Source organism: Marinitoga lauensis (assembly GCF_004135675.1).
Taxonomy (GTDB): Bacteria; Thermotogota; Thermotogae; order Petrotogales; family Petrotogaceae; genus Marinitoga; species Marinitoga lauensis.
The window spans coordinates 1-17,245 of sequence record NZ_QHLX01000007.1 but is presented as its reverse complement, the minus strand read 5'-3'; the positions used below and the strand labels follow the sequence as shown (position 1 = coordinate 17,245).

Below are 17,245 nucleotides of genomic sequence, written 5' to 3'. Positions count from 1 at the left end.
CATAGCTCAAATACCTATTTCTAATTATTATGAATCAGAATATTTCTCAGATATACTAAGTTCTAAATTATTTGAATTTTATAAACCTTCTAAAAAAGATCTAAACATATTTACATTAAGAAAAAATATTGAAGAAGCTAATGATAAATTTTTGAAAAGTAAAGCTTCTTTTGAAAAAATAATATCTGAAATAAACCCAAATCTCGAAAAACTTGAAAACAACTCATATGATTATTTAAAAATTAATTATGGTGGTTATACTGCTGACATTGTACCGGTAATGAAAATTTCATCAATATACAATTCGCAATATGGCCCAGCCAAAGCTAATCTTTCAAGGGCTTCAAGAATTGTTTCAGATCTGGCAGATTCTATAAAATACAAAACATTAAAATCTGATTTAAGAAATATTGATAAAAATATATATGATCTTTTGGATAATTGGAATCCAAAGCAAAGAAAACCTTTCTTAAGATGGTTGTTAAATTCTATTATTGTTGCAGGCTTAACTTCCATTTTAACAGTGATGATAACAGCTGTTGCAGCATATCCATTCAGTAGAATGAGATTTGTTGGAAGAAAAGAAGGCTTACTATATTTAATGCTTATTCAAATGTTCCCTGCAATAATGTACATGGTTGCATTATATGGAATGCTTAAATTTATGGGAGATTACTTTGGCTTTATTGGATTGGATACATTATCCGGATTGATTTTTGTATACTTGGGTGGTGTTTCTTTTAATATGTGGCTCATCAAAGGATATTATGACACAATACCAGACTCTCTGGAAGAATCCGCTATGATTGATGGCGCAACAAGATTTCAGACATTCTGGCTAATTGTGCTACCATTAGCATCACCTATTTTAGCTGTTGTAACTATATTATCTTTCATGGGCACATTTAATGAATTTGTTCTTGCAAGAATTGTATTATCAAGTGAACAAAACTTCACATATGCTGTTGGTTTACAAACATTCACATCAGGTCCGTTTGAAACGGAATGGGGATTATTTACAGCTGCAGCATTGTTAGGAGCAGTTCCAATGGTATTACTATTCTTATCAATGCAAAAATACTTAGTTGGTGGATTAACCCAGGGTTCTGTAAAAGGATAATAATGACAATAATAATGCCCCGGCTTATGCCGGGGCATTATTATACCTTCTCATATAAACTTCTCAATAATAGAGTCAAGAAAAGCTCTTTCATCATCTTCAAAAGAGTAATAACCTAAAGCAACTCTTTTTTGACCAGGACCATATTTTATTGCAAAATCTTTGATTTTACCTTCAGGATAAGGTGTAATATGCCATTTAATATCATATCGAACACAATTTCTCAAAAACACATCAAATATTCTCATTTCCTTATCATTAAGCTCAAAATAATGAAGAACTAATTCCTTAAAATTCTTCACCTTTTTAAAAAGCTCAATGATGAGTTTTTTTCTTCCAATAAAAAATGCTGAAATATTATGTTCAGCAATTTTAAAATCTTCTGGATTCAATAATCTTTTTTCAACTTCTTTCACGTCAAAATCTGAAAGCATCAAGTTAAAAAAATACATCTTCTCATAATCCCTTGAGAAGTATTTAATGATTTTATCTTTATTTCCTTCAAAAATCAATCTTAAAACATGAATTTTTGTAAAATGTGGTTTTTCTATTAATGCTGTATATGTTGCAAAAAATAATTCCGGTATTTTTGTTTCTTTTTGATTTTTAAATTTAACAATATTTTCTTTGAATATCTTTTTTGTTTCTCTTTTAAATTCTTCTGAATAAAAACTTCTATTAAATTTCTTATCTATATTTATTTCATTAAAAAACTCTTTTAAGCCATTTACTATATTATATACTTCAGAAATCCCTGGATCATTATTAATTCTTCTGACTTCAAAAATTGTATCCAACCAGTTATATATATATTTCAAATCTTCAAAATAATAACCAATATAATATTCAAGTAAATTAATTGTAATTAAAGCTCTTTTCTTATCTTCATTTCTTATCCACCATGCAGCATTATTTAATCCAGAACAAATCATTGTAGGATGAGGAAACTCTTTTGCAAGAAAGTATCCTTCTATAAATAATTCGTATGCTTTATTGTAATTCTCTTTTTTTATTTTTTTCTTGCTTCTGAATATTTTATTATTGATTGTTGATTTTTATATCCTTCGTATTTTTGACTATAAATTCTCAAGTTTTCATCTATATCTAATCTTATTCCCAAAAGTTTTAATCCTGGAATTATTAAATTTCTTGCATAATCAGGAAGAGACGATAAATTGTTTTTGAGTATATTAATTTCTTCAATCATATTATTTTGTCTTTTTTTCAAAGATAATATCCATATCTTTTCAAATCTTGCAAGTTCTCTCAATATTGTTGTTGTTGTTGAAATCACTTTATTTGCATATTTAAAAGCATTTCTATATTTTGAATCCCATATCGATTTTAATAACAATAAATAATATCTTAAACTTTCATCATCAATTATATCCAGTAAGTAATTGATTATAGCTTTTGAAAACGAACCATGTTGAACGATAAATATAATATTTTTTAATCTATAATTATTCAAAAATATCACCTTCTTAAAAAGTATTTTACTAAGTTGTATTGTTTTATTTACATCACTCTTTTATTACAACCAAATTACGGAGTATTTTGGTAGAAAAATGAGAACAATATTATAACTAGCGTGAAATCATCATTTGAACTACGTAATATAATATTAAAAAAAGTGATAAAATAAGAAAAATTTTAAAAGTTGTTTTGGCATCTTCTGAAACGCAGAAATAAACATATTTACAGAAGTCAAAAAAGACTTGAAAACCATGTTAGAAATGCTAAAATCAAAAATGGGAGGTGGAAAATATGAAAAAATAATTATATTATTACTCACAGGAATTATTATATTTTCATCAATGGTATTTGCAGGAGATGATAATAAAGATTATGCTACTCATTCAACCAATCTTCATATTCAAACTGAAGTTTCTGAATAAAAACAATTCTATGCTCAATTGTTTTATTAATATTATAACATATGATACTTTTGTAATATAATGTGTTTTTGTAAACTAAACCAAAAATTCTTCAGTCGGCTGATTTTTCTTTAGCGCTAAAGATTATGGGTGAATTTAATTTTGAAAGGAGGAATACTTTAATGGAACACAAAGTTGAAATTAAACAACCTTTAATTAATCCTTATTTTAAAGATTTAGTAAAAGATTCACAAATTATATTATCTTGTGAATATGCAGGATGTGGTTCAGATGATAGCTGGCCAAAATTTACAACTTAAAAAGCAGGGATAGAAAAATAGGGATAGCTTTTATGCTATCCTTGTGGATAGTATATTTTGATATTTTAATATACTTTTATGAATTATTAGAAGAAAGGAGCTAAATAAATGATTCAATATCATGTTTTTAGAGATAAATTTAATTTCTTTTTATATTTACCAGATTATAAACAATTGTTTTATTTAGATAAAAATGAATATGAAACTTTGAATAGTTCTGTTGATGAAAAAGAAAAAATAATATATTGAATTTTTATAAAAATAGGATTACTAAGATTGATGAATATCAAAATTTAAATACAAAAAATAAACGTTATGGATTGTTTTTATGTATAGCCAATATATGTAATGCAAAATGTATATATTGTTTTGCAAATCATGGAGATTACGGAAAAGAAAAAGGAATAATGCCATCAGAAATTGCTTATAAAGCTATTGATAAATTTATGGAAATGACTCCTAAAGATGCTGAAGCATATATCATCTTTTTTGGTGGAGAACCTTTATTAGCATTTAAAGAAATTATAAATACTGTAGAATATACTAATAAAAAATATTTAGGAGAAAAATCTTATCAATTTCATATAGTTACAAATGGAACTTTATTAAGTAGAGAAAGAATAGATTTTTTTATGAACATAATTTTGGTGTTGCAGTAAGTATTGATGGTGGAAGGAATATTCAAAATTTTCAACGTCCTTTAATAAATCAAAAAAATTCATATGATTTAATAGTAAAAAATTTAGATTATTTATTAAATAAAATAAAAAAAGTACATGCTATAGGTACCTATTTTGATTTTGATATATCTTTAGTAGAGATATATGATGATTTGCTTAAATTAGGATTTAGAGAAGTTAATGTTCCACCAGATATTTTAAATCCTAATATTAAAAATACTTATCCTAAATTATTGTCTCAACTTGAAAATCTCTATGAATACATTGTAGAATATATTAAAGTTCATGATGATTTCCCATTTGGGCTATTTACAGATCATATTAGAAGAATTTTTATGCCTAAAATTAGAAATGCATTTAGTTATGGTTTAGGTGAAACAACCTATTCTATAGATATAAAAGGCGATATTTATCCCTGTCATAGATATTCATCAGAAATAGAATATAAAATGGGAAATATAAATTCAGGAATAAAAAAATAAATTTAAATTTTAGTTTTAAAAAATGTGAAAAATGTTGGAATAGATATACATGTTCTCATGGATGTAGTTATAACGATTTGAAACTCACAGGTTCCTCTGATGATAAAAATATATATTGGTGTATATATTCTCAAAAAATGACAGAATTATCTTTAAGATTGATTCCAAAATTAAAAGAAAAACATCTAAAAAAGATTTTAGGTATTTCTTAATGGAAGGAGCTGAATATGGGTAAAATAAAAATTGTTTTTAAATTTGTATCATCAAGATTTGGAAAAAGAATAAAACAAAATGTGTTTTTTATAATGTTAATTTCAATTATAGTGAATATTCTCACTATAGTATTGCCATTACTTCAAAAGAATATAATAGATGCTATTATTAAAAATAATATTGAAAACGGATTAATTCTTGTTTTTCTTGTATCAGGATTAACCATTTCTCTGATATGCATAATAGAATCATTATTATTAGAAAATCTATTTAGAAGTTTAAAGGGCCGAATACAATATGAACTATTGTCTTCCATAACGAGACAGGATAATAAAATTATTGATCAAAGAGGACCCGGGCATATATGACAGGCCTTTTTGGGAATTCTGAACAAATATCAATGTTGTTAAAAAAGAATTACTTTTCCATGATTATAGGTGTTATGGTAAGTTTAGTTGCGTTAATAATCTCGGCAAAATGGACATTGATTTTTCCGGCATTAATTATAGTTTCTTATATATTAATATTTACTATAATAAAGATAACAAATAAAATACATATAAATAACTTTACAAAAGCACGGGAACTGGTATTTGAAACAAATCCAAAAGTGTTAGAGTTTATTGAAAACAAAAGAAGTATAAGTGGATATGGTAATATATTAAAACTTGAAAATATGGTATATGAACTATTTAAAAAAAGAGATAATTACTTTAAAAAAGCATCATACGCATCTATATTTGGTAATTCAGCGATAACCGCCATAAAAAATATAGTATTGACGTTATTTTTTATATTTGCAATGTTTCAAATACAGAAAGAGAAGTTGGAATTATCAGCATTTATTGCAATATTATCCTACTTTCCTATTGTATTTAAACCTATAGATTCAATTCAGGAAATATATTCTAATATAAATAAATTCGAAATGTTTTATAAGCGAATAGAAGATAATCTTTTAAAAAAGCCAAAATTATATTTACCTGAAAATAATACAATAAAAATAAACAATTGTTCATTTTCATATTCCAATGCGGAGATAATAGAAAACCTTAATCTGGAAATAAATAAAAAAATAGGTCTTGTGGGTTTATCTGGAGAAGGAAAAAGTACAATATTAAAAATGATTTTTGGAGAAATATCTCCTCTTAAAGGATATGTGGAATTAGGAAATATTGATGTAAGAAAAATACATAAACCTTTTATTTATTCCAGTATAAAGTATTATTCACAGGAAATGGAAATATTTGATGAAGATTTGAATTTTAATGTGACTCTTGGAAAAATTGGATTACCTGAGAATGAATACATGGAAAAGTTGAAAAATTACAAAAATCAATTATTTAAATTTATGGAAGAAATAAAAAAAATGAAAGAGCCTTTGAATATTAAAACACTAAACAATGAATATATAGAAATGATATATGAAATATATAATATTAATGACTGTTATACAGAAAAGGAGAAAATCCTGTATGAAATAACAGAAAAAATTAGAAACAATAAAATTAATATATCATTTATAGCTGAAGTACTATTTTCACGGAATTACTACATACGGGAAAAATATGAAAATATAATATCGGAATTGGAACTTGAAAAATTGGAAAATAGAAAGTTAGGTCAAAGAGGTAAAAAAATATCTGGTGGAGAAAAGAATAGAGTGTGTATGGCAAGATTTTTATTGCCAGAACATAATGGACCATTTATAATAGATGAACCATTTACAAGTCTTGATGCAATATCAGAAGAAAAAAATCTCAAAATATTGAAAAAATATATTGAAAATAAAAATGGCATAATAATATCGCATAAAATAAATGTCATAAAAGAATTGGCAGATGAAATAATAGTTATTGATAAAGGAAAAATAATAGAAAAAGGGAAACACGATGAATTAGTCAAAAATCAAAAATTATACAGTAAAATCTACAGGAACTTTGTGAAAATGAAAAATGTATAAGCTCATATTAAAAATAAATGAGGCAAAAGCCTCATTTTATTATTGATATGATATAATTGAATCAGGAGGTGGAATCGATGAAAAAATTGCCAATAGGGGTACAGGATTATAAAAAGATAATAGAAGGAAATTATGTATATGTAGATAAAACAAAATATATATATGACCTGATAAGTTCAGAAGTACCAATATTTTTATCTCGCCCAAGAAGATTTGGAAAGAGTTTAACAGTATCAACATTATATTATATATTCAAAGGAGAAAAAGAATTATTTAAGGATACATATATATACGACAAATGGGATTTTAAAGAGTATCCAATAATAAGAATAAATTTATTAGATGTAGCAACAGATAACGAAGAAAGAATGAAAAAAAGTCTAACAAAAATACTAAAATTAGAAGCAGAAAGAAATGGAGTAAATATTGAAGAAGAAGATTATAAATTTGCATTCAATGAGTTAATAATAAAACTATCAAAAAAAGGAAAGGTAGTAATACTGGTAGATGAATATGAAAAACCAATACTTGATAATATAAATAACAAAGAAAAAGCAGAAAGATATAGAGAAATATTAAGGGATTTCTATGTAAGTATCAAATCAAAAGACGAATATATAAAGTTTGTATTCTTAACAGGAATAACAAAATTCACAAAAACAGGAGTATTCTCTGCATTAAATAATTTAAACGATATATCGTTAAACAAAAAATACTCACAGATGTTAGGATATACACAGGAAGAACTTGAACATTATTTCAAAGAGCACATAAAAGAAACATCAAAAGAAATGGGAATAAGTGAAGAAGAATTATTAAAAGGATTAAAAGAGTACTATAATGGATTTTCATTTGATGGAGAACATTATGTATATAATCCATTCTCAATATTAAAATTCTTTGAAGAAAAGGAATTTAAAAATTACTGGTTTGAAAGTGGATCACCATCATTCCTATACGAATACATAAAAAACAAAAAGATAACATATGAAGACTTAGTAAAAGAGACAGTAAGTGCAATGGATTTCTCAACAAGAGAAATAGAAGATGCAAATGCAAACATATTCTTTACACAGGCAGGATATTTAACCTTTAAAGGGATAAAAAAATTGGGATTAAAAAAGAAATATATACTTGACTATCCAAACATAGAAGTAAAAAGCAGTTTCTCAAGATTGATATTGGAAGCAAACTATGGATTAAAAGGATTAGATGAAGCAGAAAATATAATATATGAAAAGATATATGACAATGATATAGAAGGATTAATAGAAGAAATAAAAAAAGTAATAAGTTCAATACCGTATAATCTACATGAAAAAGAAGAAAGATATTATCACTCATTAATATTTGCAATACTGGCAATAGCAGGATTAAACGTAAGAGCAGAAGAAATGACAAATTTAGGAAGAAGCGATGTAGTATTAGAATTCGATGAAAAGGTATATATATTTGAGGCAAAATTAGACAAAAGTGCAGAAGAAGCGATAGAACAAATAAAAGAGAAGAAATATTATGAAAAATACAGAGGAAAAGAAATATATCTCATAGGAATAAACATAAATTCTGAGAAAAGAAATATTGTGGATTATGTTATTGAAAAAATGGAAAAACGATAATATTGGCGAGTCATGACGTAAGCGAAATAGAAAAAACAGATAGAATAGTGGTATTAAAAAAGGAAATAATGGTAGCCTGTAATATTTTATGTAACTCCTCCTCTATGAGTGAAAAAAATAATAACATAGGCACTAATTTTAATCATTCCGAACCAGAAACAGGTTCGGAATTTATAAAGAGGAAGAATGTTACATTCCAATTTCTTCAGTTCTTAAATATTCTATATTCCCTTTATTTTTTAATATTTCTATTATTTCACTTTCTTTATCTTCTTCTATTGCAATTTCAAACTTTACATCTGCCATAAATTCCTGATTTACTATTTTCCATCCTTTTAATCTTTTTAATAATCTCTCAATTTCTGCATATTTTGAATAATCGGTTTTTATCTTATATATTTTTAAATCGAGATACTTTCCTATCCTGGATTTCAATACAGTTTCTTCTGCACACCTGAGTTTGACACTATTATTATCAACAAAATTCTAAAAAGTAGAATTATTCAAAAAAATAGCTATTGTTAACTTTTTATAAAAAGAGAAATTAGCCACACACATCCTCCTTTTTGGCTTTTCATGCGTGTTTTAGGAGATTATTTTTTAAATTCATCTAATTCCATCATTTTTTTCGGTTTTTCTATTTTTAATGTTTTTAATATGGCTTTTTGAAAATCGTTTAAATTGGCTCTTAATGCAAATAATTTGTCTTTTAATCTTATTTCAGAGTATTCCATTTTTTTATAGCTTCTCTTATTTTTTCATGAGAGTATTCAATATTATTTTTTTCCAGTTCTAATTCTAATGTTCTTTGAATTATGTAAGATATGAAACTCATTACAATATGTCCTTTTATTCTTTTCGGTGTCCAATGAAATACCGGTCTTGTTTCAAGATAATTTTTTAATGTTCTGAATGTTTCTTCTACTTTCCATAATGTATGATATTGTTCTAATATTTCTTTTGGAGATAGTTTTGTGTTTGTTATTATTCCATAGTATCCATCGTATTTTTCATCATTTTCTATTTTTTCTATGTCCAATATATAATTTTGTTTGTTCTGTTCTTTTAAATATTTTTTCGCTCCTCTTTTACTTTTGGAATCTATATTTCCTTCTTCTAACATTTTTTTCGCTTTTTCTATTAATCGTAGTCTATCTGCTCTGTCTTTTTTAGCTCTTTCTTCTGAATATATTATGAGTAATCTTTTATTTTCATATTCTACTTCTCTATATTTTATTCCTTTTGCTATTTCTATGAATTCTCCTTCAAATATATTTACTTTTTTTAACTGTTTTATTGATTTTCCTACTATGAATTCATAATTAGAATTTTCTACTACTTCTATATTTTTTTTACTCATCATTCCTCTATCTGCTACTACTATTACTTTTCCTAATTGATATTCTTTTTTCATTTTTTCTATTGAATCTTTAAATGTATGCCCTTCAAATGTATTTCCTGCATATATATCAAAACTAACTGGCATTCTATCCTGATCTATTGACATCCCTAATACTACTTGCGACTCATTAAATTTCTTATCCTTTGAATATCCCATTTGTAATATTTCATTTGTTTGTTGTGTTTCAAACGCTAATGTTGTTACATCGTAAAATACTAAATCTACCGTTGTATTAAACAAACTTATCCTTTGATTATACATATGTTTTTCTATCGACTCTTTATTATCTGCTAATATATCCAATGTTCTGTATAACCAGTGCAACATTACATCTTTTTCTTCCAGGTCTTTTTCTTTTTAACTTCCACTTTGTTATATCCAAAATACTCTAAATTATTAAATATTCCCAATTTACTCTTCGGTTCTACTATTCTATTCATCACCATTATTTTTAACATTTCTTCTGCATTGTATTTTATTTCTTTATCCAGTCTTTCAAAATATCTTTTCATCTCATATCTTTCAAATATCTTATTTACTATTACTTTGGCTCCGTAATTTCTTCTTGCTATTTCTTCCATTAAATCATCTTCTATTTTTTCATATTCATCTATTTCAAATATTTTAAAAAGACTATCTACAAGTTTTGTTATATCTTTTTTACTATACTTATCTATATTTCCAAAATTTATTACTGTATGCTGTTTCACTTTTCCATTTTCTCTTTTGCTTTCCATTATCCTTAAATATCTTTTTCCTTTCACTTTTGATATTTTAGGATACATTTTAAAACATCTCCTTTCAGTGGTTGTCATATATATTATACCACCAAAAGGACTAATATATTACTAATTATAGTTAATTCTCTGTAACAAAAGTTAGCCACACAATTTTTCGACTTCCTGAAAAATACACGCCTCAAACCCGCATTCTACCGTTCCATTTCCCTTAAAATCGCCAAATTGCTGTCAAAGGCAGGAAAAAAGGAAATAATGGTAGCCTGTAATATTTTATGTAACTCCTCCTCTATGAGTGAAAAAAATAATAACATAGGCACTAATTTTAATCATTCCGAACCAGAAACAGGTTCGGAATTTATAAAGAGGAAGAATGTTACATTCCAATTTCTTCAGTTCTTAAATATTCTATATTCCCTTTATTTTTTAATATTTCTATTATTTCACTTTCTTTATCTTCTTCTATTGCAATTTCAAACTTTACATCTGCCATAAATTCCTGATTTACTATTTTCCATCCTTTTAATCTTTTTAATAATCTCTCAATTTCTGCATATTTTGAATAATCGGTTTTTATCTTATATATTTTTAAATCGAGATACTTTCCTATCCTGGATTTCAATACAGTTTCTTCTGCACATTGTGAATATGCATCTATTAATCCTCTTACTCCGAGTTTTACTCCACCAAAATATCGAGTTACTACTATTGCAACATTTATTAAATTATATTTTTCAATAATACCAAATATAGGTTTTCCAGCTGTTCCAGATGGTTCCCCATCATCAGAATAATTAAATTTATTATTTTTCACTTTATATGCCCAACAATTATGCGTAGCATTTCGATACTTTGAAGATATTTCTTTTATAAATTCTTTCGCTTCTTCTTCTGTATCTACTTTTTTTATATTACCAATAAACTCTGAACGTTTTACTTTTATCGTTGTTTCTACTGGTTTTAATATTGAAAAATATATTTCAATCACCTCATTTCATTATTGATATAATTTAACTTTATATATTTTATATTCCTGAATATATATAAATTCATTTTCGGAAATCCATTTTACAAAATTAATATAACCACTATCAATTAAATATTTTCCAACTTCTTTATTGCTTTTTAAATCTTTTATTATTATAAACTTCCCATCTGTTAATATTATTTTTTCATTATTTATATCTATCGATTTAATTTTCCTAAAAGGATGATGAATTATTTTTTCCATATTACTATTTAATAAGTTATATATAAATAAATTTGACTCGGTATCTTCAACAAGTATCTTATTTTTATCTTTTAAAACCTTTATTTTCTTTATAGGATATGTTGTAATTATGCTTTTAAAATAATTCCCATTATCATCATAGTGAAGAATTATTTTATTAGATGGAGTATTACTAAAATTCCTGAATTTATCTTTTGAATAATATGATATTATAATTTTACTACCTGAATCTTTTTTTACTTCTACTATATATCCAGAACTCCCATAATATTTTTTTATTTCCTTACCTGTATTATAATCATATTTTACTATTTCTCTGTTTTTATTCCCATAATATATATATTCTCCATCAAAATCTCCCGCTACTTGATATGTTTGTTTTTTAAAAAGTAATTTTTTATTTTTTAAATCATATAATCTTATTTCACCATCTTCTGTGGAAATAAATAATTTATCATTTTCTATTTTTATATTGCTAATATAATCATATAATTCGATATTTAATATTTCTTTACTGTTCTTTTTTACAGTAACTTCACAAAACTCATTTTCTATAATCTCATAATCCCCAATTTTAGTATAAGAAACTATAACATCATCTGATTCATAAAAACTTTCTTCATTTTCTATATAATCGGAAAATGATTTTAAATTTCTGAACTTTCTATAATATTTTCTATTCTCTTCAATATCATTATCAAGAGAATAAAATCTTAAATATCCATCTATGTATTTAACAAATAGCTTATCTGTTAAATATCCCATTTCAGGATATGCAATTCTACCTACATTAATAGACCTTACTATGTTAAAATTATTCAGATCTATTTTTAATATTTTTCCTGATAAATATAATACATAAAGATAATTATTTTTTGAAGTTGTAGCACTAATATAATCGTTTTCAGGACGTAAAACTTTTACTATTTCATATGTATTTTTATCCAGAAAAGTTATTTTATTAAACCCTGATGTTATTATCAAATATTTTTCAGTTGAAAGCACCTTTTTTATAAACCAATTTGAAATTTTTATAGTGTTTTGAATATTATAATTTTTTATTATATCTAATGTCCCATCAGATTTTCCAATTATAATTTTATCATCTATATTTTTTATCGTTTCAATATTTTTATATGGAATAGTTTTTTCAATCTTTTTTGCCTGCAAATTATAAAAAAACAATAATTTTCCATTTGAAATAGTTATAAAATTATCTATAATTTTACCCATAGGAAAATTATTTTTATAATTCTCAAGTGTAAAAACATCTAATAATTTTTGTGTTTTCCTATCATAAATTTTTAATTCAAAAATATCAGAAAAAACATCATATGTAATTACATACTTTTCATTTTCATCTAAAATATAGCTACCTTTAAATAATTTATATTCTTTTTCTATAGGATTTATTATTTCTATATAATTATTAATATGTCTGATAATATCATTACCATATACAGCAACTTTTTTATCTGTTTTAAAATTGTAAATATTTTGGAGTTCTATATTTGGAACTATATAATTATCATAATAAAGATAATAAAAATAATAGTACGCAAATATTCCCTTAAAGTCATTATTTTTATAACTTTTTATCCATTTTATCCAATCTACAATTAATTCATCAAAAGTCATACCTGTTATTTCTTCAACATTGGTAAATAAATTCACATATAAATTTTTTATTTCTTCAATAGAATATTTACTCAATAAATATTCAAAAAATGATGGTCCATATCTATAAATATTATTCTTTTCTTCCATTTCATTCAATATATCTTCTGAATTATCAAAATTCAGTTTTTTCCCATATTTAAAAATAAATTTCAAATATGATGTTGAATACTCTGTAGAGAAGTATTGCGGTATTGCTTCCACCAATATTTCAGAATTAATCTTTTCTTTTTTATAATTCTCTCTATACTTTTCATAAGGAAATTGTGATTCAACAAAATGAACCAGTTCATGTCTTAACGCCCATGGTGTGGTATAAATATATTCTCCTCGAGTTGCTAACCCTTCTACCTTCACTATTGAACTTAATTCATTATCTTTTAAAATAAATACCTTCACTTTTTTCCTCACATTTCTTATATTAAAAAATCAAACATTTCATCAAGAAATTTTTGTTCTCTTTGGGCTACAATCCAGGCGTATTTTGAAAATTTATTGTCCTTTTCAAAATAGATTATTAAATTTTTAGTTTCCACTTTAGGCCAATTTTCTTCTGCGTATTTTTTTATGTTATCCAATATAAATTCATTTCTTTTTATAAGTTGGTAATCAATTCCAAAAGATATTATAGTAACTAAAATAATAAATAAAAACAATGCCATTTTCTTCATTTTTCCCATCACCCTACTTTTTATTGTTAAAATGCAAAAATCCCGGAAAAATTTCCGGGATTTAGATTATATTAGAATAAGTCTGCTTTTCCTGCTGAGCCAAGAACTTCCATTCTATCTGTTATAACCTTTATTGTATATTCTCTTGCTAATTTGAAATATTTTCTTGGATCAAATTCTTTTGGATTTCCATTTAAGAATTCTCTTAATCCAGCTACAAAAGCTATTCTTAAATCTGTATCTGTATTAACTTTATTAATTCCACATTTAACAGCTTCTCTTAAAATATCTGCTGGAACACCTTTAGCTCCACCAAAATCTGCACCATGTTTTTCTGCAATTTCAACAAATTCAGGAACTACTGATGATGCGCCATGTAATACTAATGGTCTTTTTACATATTCTTTAACTTTTTTGATTCTATCATAATCTATCTTCGCTTCACCTTTAAATTTAAATGCACCGTGTGATGTTCCTACTGCAGGAGCTAAGAAATCAACATCCGTTTCTTCTACAAAAATTTTTGCTTCTTCAGGATTTACTAAAACATTTTCTGCTGCAACTGCTTCATCTTCTACTCCAGCCAATTGTCCTAATTCTGCTTCAACTGATACACCTGCCGCATGAGCAATTTTTACAATTTCTTTTGTAATTTTCATATTTTCTTCAAAAGGATACTCTGAAGCATCGATCATTACAGAAGAATATCCTGCTTTAATTGCTGCAACGATATATTCAAAGCTTTTTCCATGATCAAGATGTAATGCAACAGGAATGTCTGCTGCATCTGCAAATGTTTTTACCATTTTTACAAAAATTTCTGCACCTTTTCTAAAATCACCATTTCCAGCATATTTCATCGCACCCTGACTTGTTTCTATTATAACAGGTGATCTCATTTTTATTCCAGCTTCAATTATATAATGTAAAAATTCAAGGTTGTTAATATTTAAAGCTGGAACACCATATCCATGTTTATCAGCATGTTCTAAAATAACTTTAGTATCTACATAAGGCACTTTAACCCCTCCCAACGAGTAATATTATAATTCAAATTAATTATATCATAATACTGTTAAATCTCCTCTAACCACTTTACATTATCTAAAACAATAGCCAACTCTTCAAACAACTTTTCAAAAAATGCTTTTTTTAAACCTTTATTCTTATTTGCATAATGATCTATACTTCTTAAAATTGAATATGCTGAATCTTTTGAAATAACGGAAGATAAGTCTTTTATATTTCGTGCTATTAATTTATGTTCAGAATTATCCAATATTTTCACCATTTCATCTTCTTCAAGATTTTCAAAGTATTTGTTTATTCTTAATATTATAGAATTTCTTTCGTCTATACTCATAGTTTTTATTCTATTTATCAAATTATCATTTAAATCATAAAGTACTTTTTCAGGAGTAGGTAAATTACTTTTATTTTCAAGATAATTCACAAATGTCCTGGCAGCTTCTGGACCAACAATTCCTGAAGATAATATATATGCATATTCTTTAATTTCATCTTTTGAAAGATTATTTAAAACCCTCCCCAATTTATACCAACTTCTTGGACTGGGCTTTAAATCTAATCTAAATGATACACTTTTACCATTGGAAATAAATTCTGGATATTCCTTTATAAAGGATATAATTTCATCAGTTACCTGTTGTTCTTTTGCCCAAAGAGTCCATTCATTTACTTCCGGATTTAAACTCAAATGAAAAAATCTGGACATAAATGCAGGATCTGTAATTAAATCCACCTGATCATAATCATCATCTGGTGGATTGGCTGCAGCCATTATCCATGTTCCTTCTGGCAAAATATGATTATGTATTCTTCTGTCTAATAATAGTTGCATTATAGCATTTCTAATAGATCTGTGAGCTCTATTTATCTCATCTATCATTATAATTGTATTATCCTTTTCAGGCCACCAATCCGGTTTTAAAAAAACAGTCTTTTCTTCACTTCTTGAAGGTAATCCTATTAAATCACCTGGTTCCATTTGAGATATAACCAATATAATTAACTCACGATTTGTTTCTCTGGCTATATCACGTGCAATATCCGTTTTACCAACACCAAAATGTCCCCATATTAAAGGAATTTCTCCTGATTCCATAATTTTCTTTGATAAAAATTTTATATCACTTGGCTTCATTCAGATCACCTACCCATTAGAATTAAATTTTCGTCTTGTAAATTCTTCCTGTATTTTCATATAACCATGTTTAATAGCTTTCTTACCTATATTTGTTGTTTTTAACTGACTTTTAATTTTTTCCATTTCATTTTTTATTGTATTTATTCTTGCTTCATCTATTTTCAATAACTTATCTATACGATTTTGAATTAGTTCATTTGATGAAAAATTTGTCATTTTTTCTAAAATCTTTTTTCTCTGGTCTAAAATTTTTGGTAACGTTTCAAAATCGCCATTTACAATAATTCTATCTATTAAATTTTCTATTTTATTTAAATCTTCTATCAAATTTTTTATTTCTTCAGAATTTTCTTCCATCTTAATTCCCTCTTTCCGCTTTTTTATCGCGTAAATAAGCTTTTATTTTCTCAATTTCATCAACACTCATACCATATTCCCACCAATATGGTAAAAAAGAATTGTTTAAAAGAAGTGGATCTGTATCAATTTCCAACCATCCTCTGGAAACTAAATCCATATATTGCGGAGTATTTGGAATTGGTGTAAATTCATTTACTGATGGAATTATCCCTAAATCAAAACAAAAATCTATTCCTCTTAAAACATCTTCAACTTTTTGGCCTGGTAAATTTGCCATAATATATGCTGATGTTTCATTTAATCCTTCATTTAAAAGATAATTTGCAGCTTTTACTAAATCTTCATTTGTAACTTTTCCACCAGTTTTTATCTGCATTTCTTCATCTGATGTTTCATATCCTAATTTTATAACTTTAAAATTGGCCTTAGCAAACAACTTCGCAATTTTTTTATCAACTAAACGAGCATGTATTCCATTTGGAAGGTGATATCTAACGTCAAATTTTGAAAGTTCTTTTAATAATTCTTCTTTTTGATGGTGTATTAAAAAAGCATCATCAAAAAATACTACATCTTCTACAGGCTTCTTTTGAAGAATTTTTTCAAGTCCGGTAATTATATTTCTTATACTTCTTTTTTGATATTTCCACATTCTTGGAGTTACACAATATGTACATTTAAAGGGACATCCAATTGATGAAGTTATAACTATATTAGGAATATTTC

General features: G+C 25.7%; 19 protein-coding genes and 3 pseudogenes. 10 read left to right on the top strand and 12 right to left on the bottom strand.

What is annotated here, in order from left to right; genetic code table 11:
- Nucleotides 1–328: 328 nt before the first annotated feature.
- Nucleotides 329–1,120 (top strand): annotated as a pseudogene (locus DJ007_RS20890) (sugar ABC transporter permease); the annotation flags it as partial.
- 50 nt (nt 1,121–1,170) lie between these two features.
- On the opposite strand, the gene DJ007_RS18225 reads toward DJ007_RS20890, so the two are convergent.
- Together DJ007_RS18225 and DJ007_RS18220 are read right to left on the bottom strand one after the other, a co-directional pair.
- On the bottom strand, nt 1,171–2,052 hold the full coding sequence (locus tag DJ007_RS18225; RefSeq protein WP_240739600.1) for a hypothetical protein: 882 nt from the start codon (nt 2,050–2,052) through the stop codon (nt 1,171–1,173).
- 77 nt (nt 2,053–2,129) lie between these two features.
- Nucleotides 2,130–2,591 carry a hypothetical protein gene (locus tag DJ007_RS18220; protein WP_129409849.1) on the bottom strand — a complete coding sequence of 154 codons (462 nt, stop codon included), beginning with the start codon at nt 2,589–2,591 and terminating at the stop codon, nt 2,130–2,132.
- A 247-nt stretch (nt 2,592–2,838) separates the two neighbouring features.
- Here DJ007_RS18220 and DJ007_RS12245 point away from each other — a divergent pair, with 247 nt between their 5' ends.
- The 9 genes from DJ007_RS12245 (at nt 2,839) to DJ007_RS12220 (ending at nt 8,274) form a co-directional block, all read left to right on the top strand.
- Nucleotides 2,839–3,018: a hypothetical protein gene (locus tag DJ007_RS12245; protein WP_129409848.1), complete on the top strand. Its 180-nt coding sequence runs from the start codon at nt 2,839–2,841 to the stop codon at nt 3,016–3,018.
- 161 nt (nt 3,019–3,179) lie between these two features.
- On the top strand, nt 3,180–3,317 hold the full coding sequence (locus DJ007_RS14920) for a hypothetical protein (RefSeq protein WP_165974167.1): 138 nt from the start codon (nt 3,180–3,182) through the stop codon (nt 3,315–3,317).
- 108 nt (nt 3,318–3,425) lie between these two features.
- Nucleotides 3,426–3,566 carry a hypothetical protein gene (locus tag DJ007_RS14915; RefSeq protein ID WP_165974166.1) on the top strand — a complete coding sequence of 47 codons (141 nt, stop codon included), beginning with the start codon at nt 3,426–3,428 and terminating at the stop codon, nt 3,564–3,566.
- Nucleotides 3,563–3,976 carry a radical SAM protein gene (locus tag DJ007_RS12240; protein WP_165974165.1) on the top strand — a complete coding sequence of 138 codons (414 nt, stop codon included), beginning with the start codon at nt 3,563–3,565 and terminating at the stop codon, nt 3,974–3,976. Before DJ007_RS14915 ends, DJ007_RS12240 begins: the two co-directional genes overlap by 4 nt.
- 173 nt (nt 3,977–4,149) lie before the next feature.
- Nucleotides 4,150–4,479, top strand: a complete 330-nt coding sequence (locus DJ007_RS12235; RefSeq protein WP_129409846.1) for a radical SAM protein — start codon at nt 4,150–4,152, stop codon at nt 4,477–4,479.
- A 77-nt stretch (nt 4,480–4,556) separates the two neighbouring features.
- The gene (locus DJ007_RS19415) at nt 4,557–4,691 is read left to right on the top strand and encodes a hypothetical protein (protein WP_276318779.1); all 135 of its coding nucleotides are present in this window, start codon (nt 4,557–4,559) and stop codon (nt 4,689–4,691) included.
- Nucleotides 4,692–4,706: 15 nt separating this feature from the next.
- A complete protein-coding gene (locus DJ007_RS12230; protein ID WP_129409845.1) occupies nt 4,707–5,060 on the top strand; it encodes an ABC transporter transmembrane domain-containing protein in 354 nt (117 codons plus the stop codon).
- Nucleotides 5,061–5,092: 32 nt separating this feature from the next.
- On the top strand, nt 5,093–6,655 hold the full coding sequence (locus tag DJ007_RS12225) for an ATP-binding cassette domain-containing protein (protein ID WP_206075967.1): 1,563 nt from the start codon (nt 5,093–5,095) through the stop codon (nt 6,653–6,655).
- Between the two features lie 77 nt (nt 6,656–6,732).
- Nucleotides 6,733–8,274: an ATP-binding protein gene (locus DJ007_RS12220; protein WP_129409844.1), complete on the top strand. Its 1,542-nt coding sequence runs from the start codon at nt 6,733–6,735 to the stop codon at nt 8,272–8,274.
- 189 nt (nt 8,275–8,463) lie between these two features.
- Here DJ007_RS12220 and DJ007_RS12215 read toward each other — a convergent pair whose 3' ends face one another.
- The 10 genes and pseudogenes from DJ007_RS12215 to DJ007_RS12170 form a co-directional block, all read right to left on the bottom strand.
- The gene (locus DJ007_RS12215) at nt 8,464–8,709 is read right to left on the bottom strand and encodes a DUF1949 domain-containing protein (protein WP_129409843.1); all 246 of its coding nucleotides are present in this window, start codon (nt 8,707–8,709) and stop codon (nt 8,464–8,466) included.
- 158 nt (nt 8,710–8,867) lie between these two features.
- A pseudogene (locus DJ007_RS12210) lies at nt 8,868–10,242 on the bottom strand (IS1634 family transposase); the annotation flags it as partial.
- Nucleotides 10,243–10,359: 117 nt separating this feature from the next.
- Nucleotides 10,360–10,413: pseudogene (locus tag DJ007_RS21080) on the bottom strand (hypothetical protein); the annotation flags it as partial.
- A gap of 376 nt (nt 10,414–10,789) precedes the next feature.
- Nucleotides 10,790–11,401, bottom strand: coding sequence for a YigZ family protein (locus tag DJ007_RS12200; RefSeq protein ID WP_129409840.1), 612 nt, complete (start codon nt 11,399–11,401; stop codon nt 10,790–10,792).
- A 9-nt stretch (nt 11,402–11,410) separates the two neighbouring features.
- Nucleotides 11,411–13,720, bottom strand: a complete 2,310-nt coding sequence (locus tag DJ007_RS12195; protein ID WP_129409839.1) for a YncE family protein — start codon at nt 13,718–13,720, stop codon at nt 11,411–11,413.
- 17 nt (nt 13,721–13,737) lie between these two features.
- Complete coding sequence (locus tag DJ007_RS12190) at nt 13,738–13,992, bottom strand: hypothetical protein (protein ID WP_129409838.1); 255 nt, start codon at nt 13,990–13,992, stop codon at nt 13,738–13,740.
- Between the two features lie 71 nt (nt 13,993–14,063).
- On the bottom strand, nt 14,064–15,011 hold the full coding sequence (gene fba, locus DJ007_RS12185) for a class II fructose-1,6-bisphosphate aldolase (RefSeq protein WP_129409837.1): 948 nt from the start codon (nt 15,009–15,011) through the stop codon (nt 14,064–14,066).
- A 56-nt stretch (nt 15,012–15,067) separates the two neighbouring features.
- A complete protein-coding gene (locus DJ007_RS12180) occupies nt 15,068–16,156 on the bottom strand; it encodes an AAA family ATPase (protein ID WP_129409836.1) in 1,089 nt (362 codons plus the stop codon).
- A 9-nt stretch (nt 16,157–16,165) separates the two neighbouring features.
- On the bottom strand, nt 16,166–16,516 hold the full coding sequence (locus DJ007_RS12175; protein WP_129409835.1) for a hypothetical protein: 351 nt from the start codon (nt 16,514–16,516) through the stop codon (nt 16,166–16,168).
- A 1-nt stretch (nt 16,517) separates the two neighbouring features.
- Nucleotides 16,518–17,245 (bottom strand): B12-binding domain-containing radical SAM protein (locus tag DJ007_RS12170; protein WP_133308185.1); only part of this gene is annotated, 728 nt, incomplete at its 5' end.

Bases quoted from the DNA above. Each gene is read 5' to 3' on its own strand.
- DJ007_RS18225 (WP_240739600.1), bottom strand. From the start codon at position 2,052: ATGATTTGTTCTGGATTAAATAATGCTGCATGGTGGATAAGAAATGAA.
- DJ007_RS14920 (WP_165974167.1), top strand. From the start codon at position 3,180: ATGGAACACAAAGTTGAAATTAAACAACCTTTAATTAATCCTTATTTT.
- DJ007_RS14915 (WP_165974166.1), top strand. From the start codon at position 3,426: ATGATTCAATATCATGTTTTTAGAGATAAATTTAATTTCTTTTTATAT.
- DJ007_RS12230 (WP_129409845.1), top strand. From the start codon at position 4,707: ATGGGTAAAATAAAAATTGTTTTTAAATTTGTATCATCAAGATTTGGA.
- DJ007_RS12225 (WP_206075967.1), top strand. From the start codon at position 5,093: ATGTTGTTAAAAAAGAATTACTTTTCCATGATTATAGGTGTTATGGTA.
- DJ007_RS12220 (WP_129409844.1), top strand. From the start codon at position 6,733: ATGAAAAAATTGCCAATAGGGGTACAGGATTATAAAAAGATAATAGAA.
- DJ007_RS12190 (WP_129409838.1), bottom strand. From the start codon at position 13,992: ATGAAGAAAATGGCATTGTTTTTATTTATTATTTTAGTTACTATAATA.
- DJ007_RS12180 (WP_129409836.1), bottom strand. From the start codon at position 16,156: ATGAAGCCAAGTGATATAAAATTTTTATCAAAGAAAATTATGGAATCA.
- DJ007_RS12175 (WP_129409835.1), bottom strand. From the start codon at position 16,516: ATGGAAGAAAATTCTGAAGAAATAAAAAATTTGATAGAAGATTTAAAT.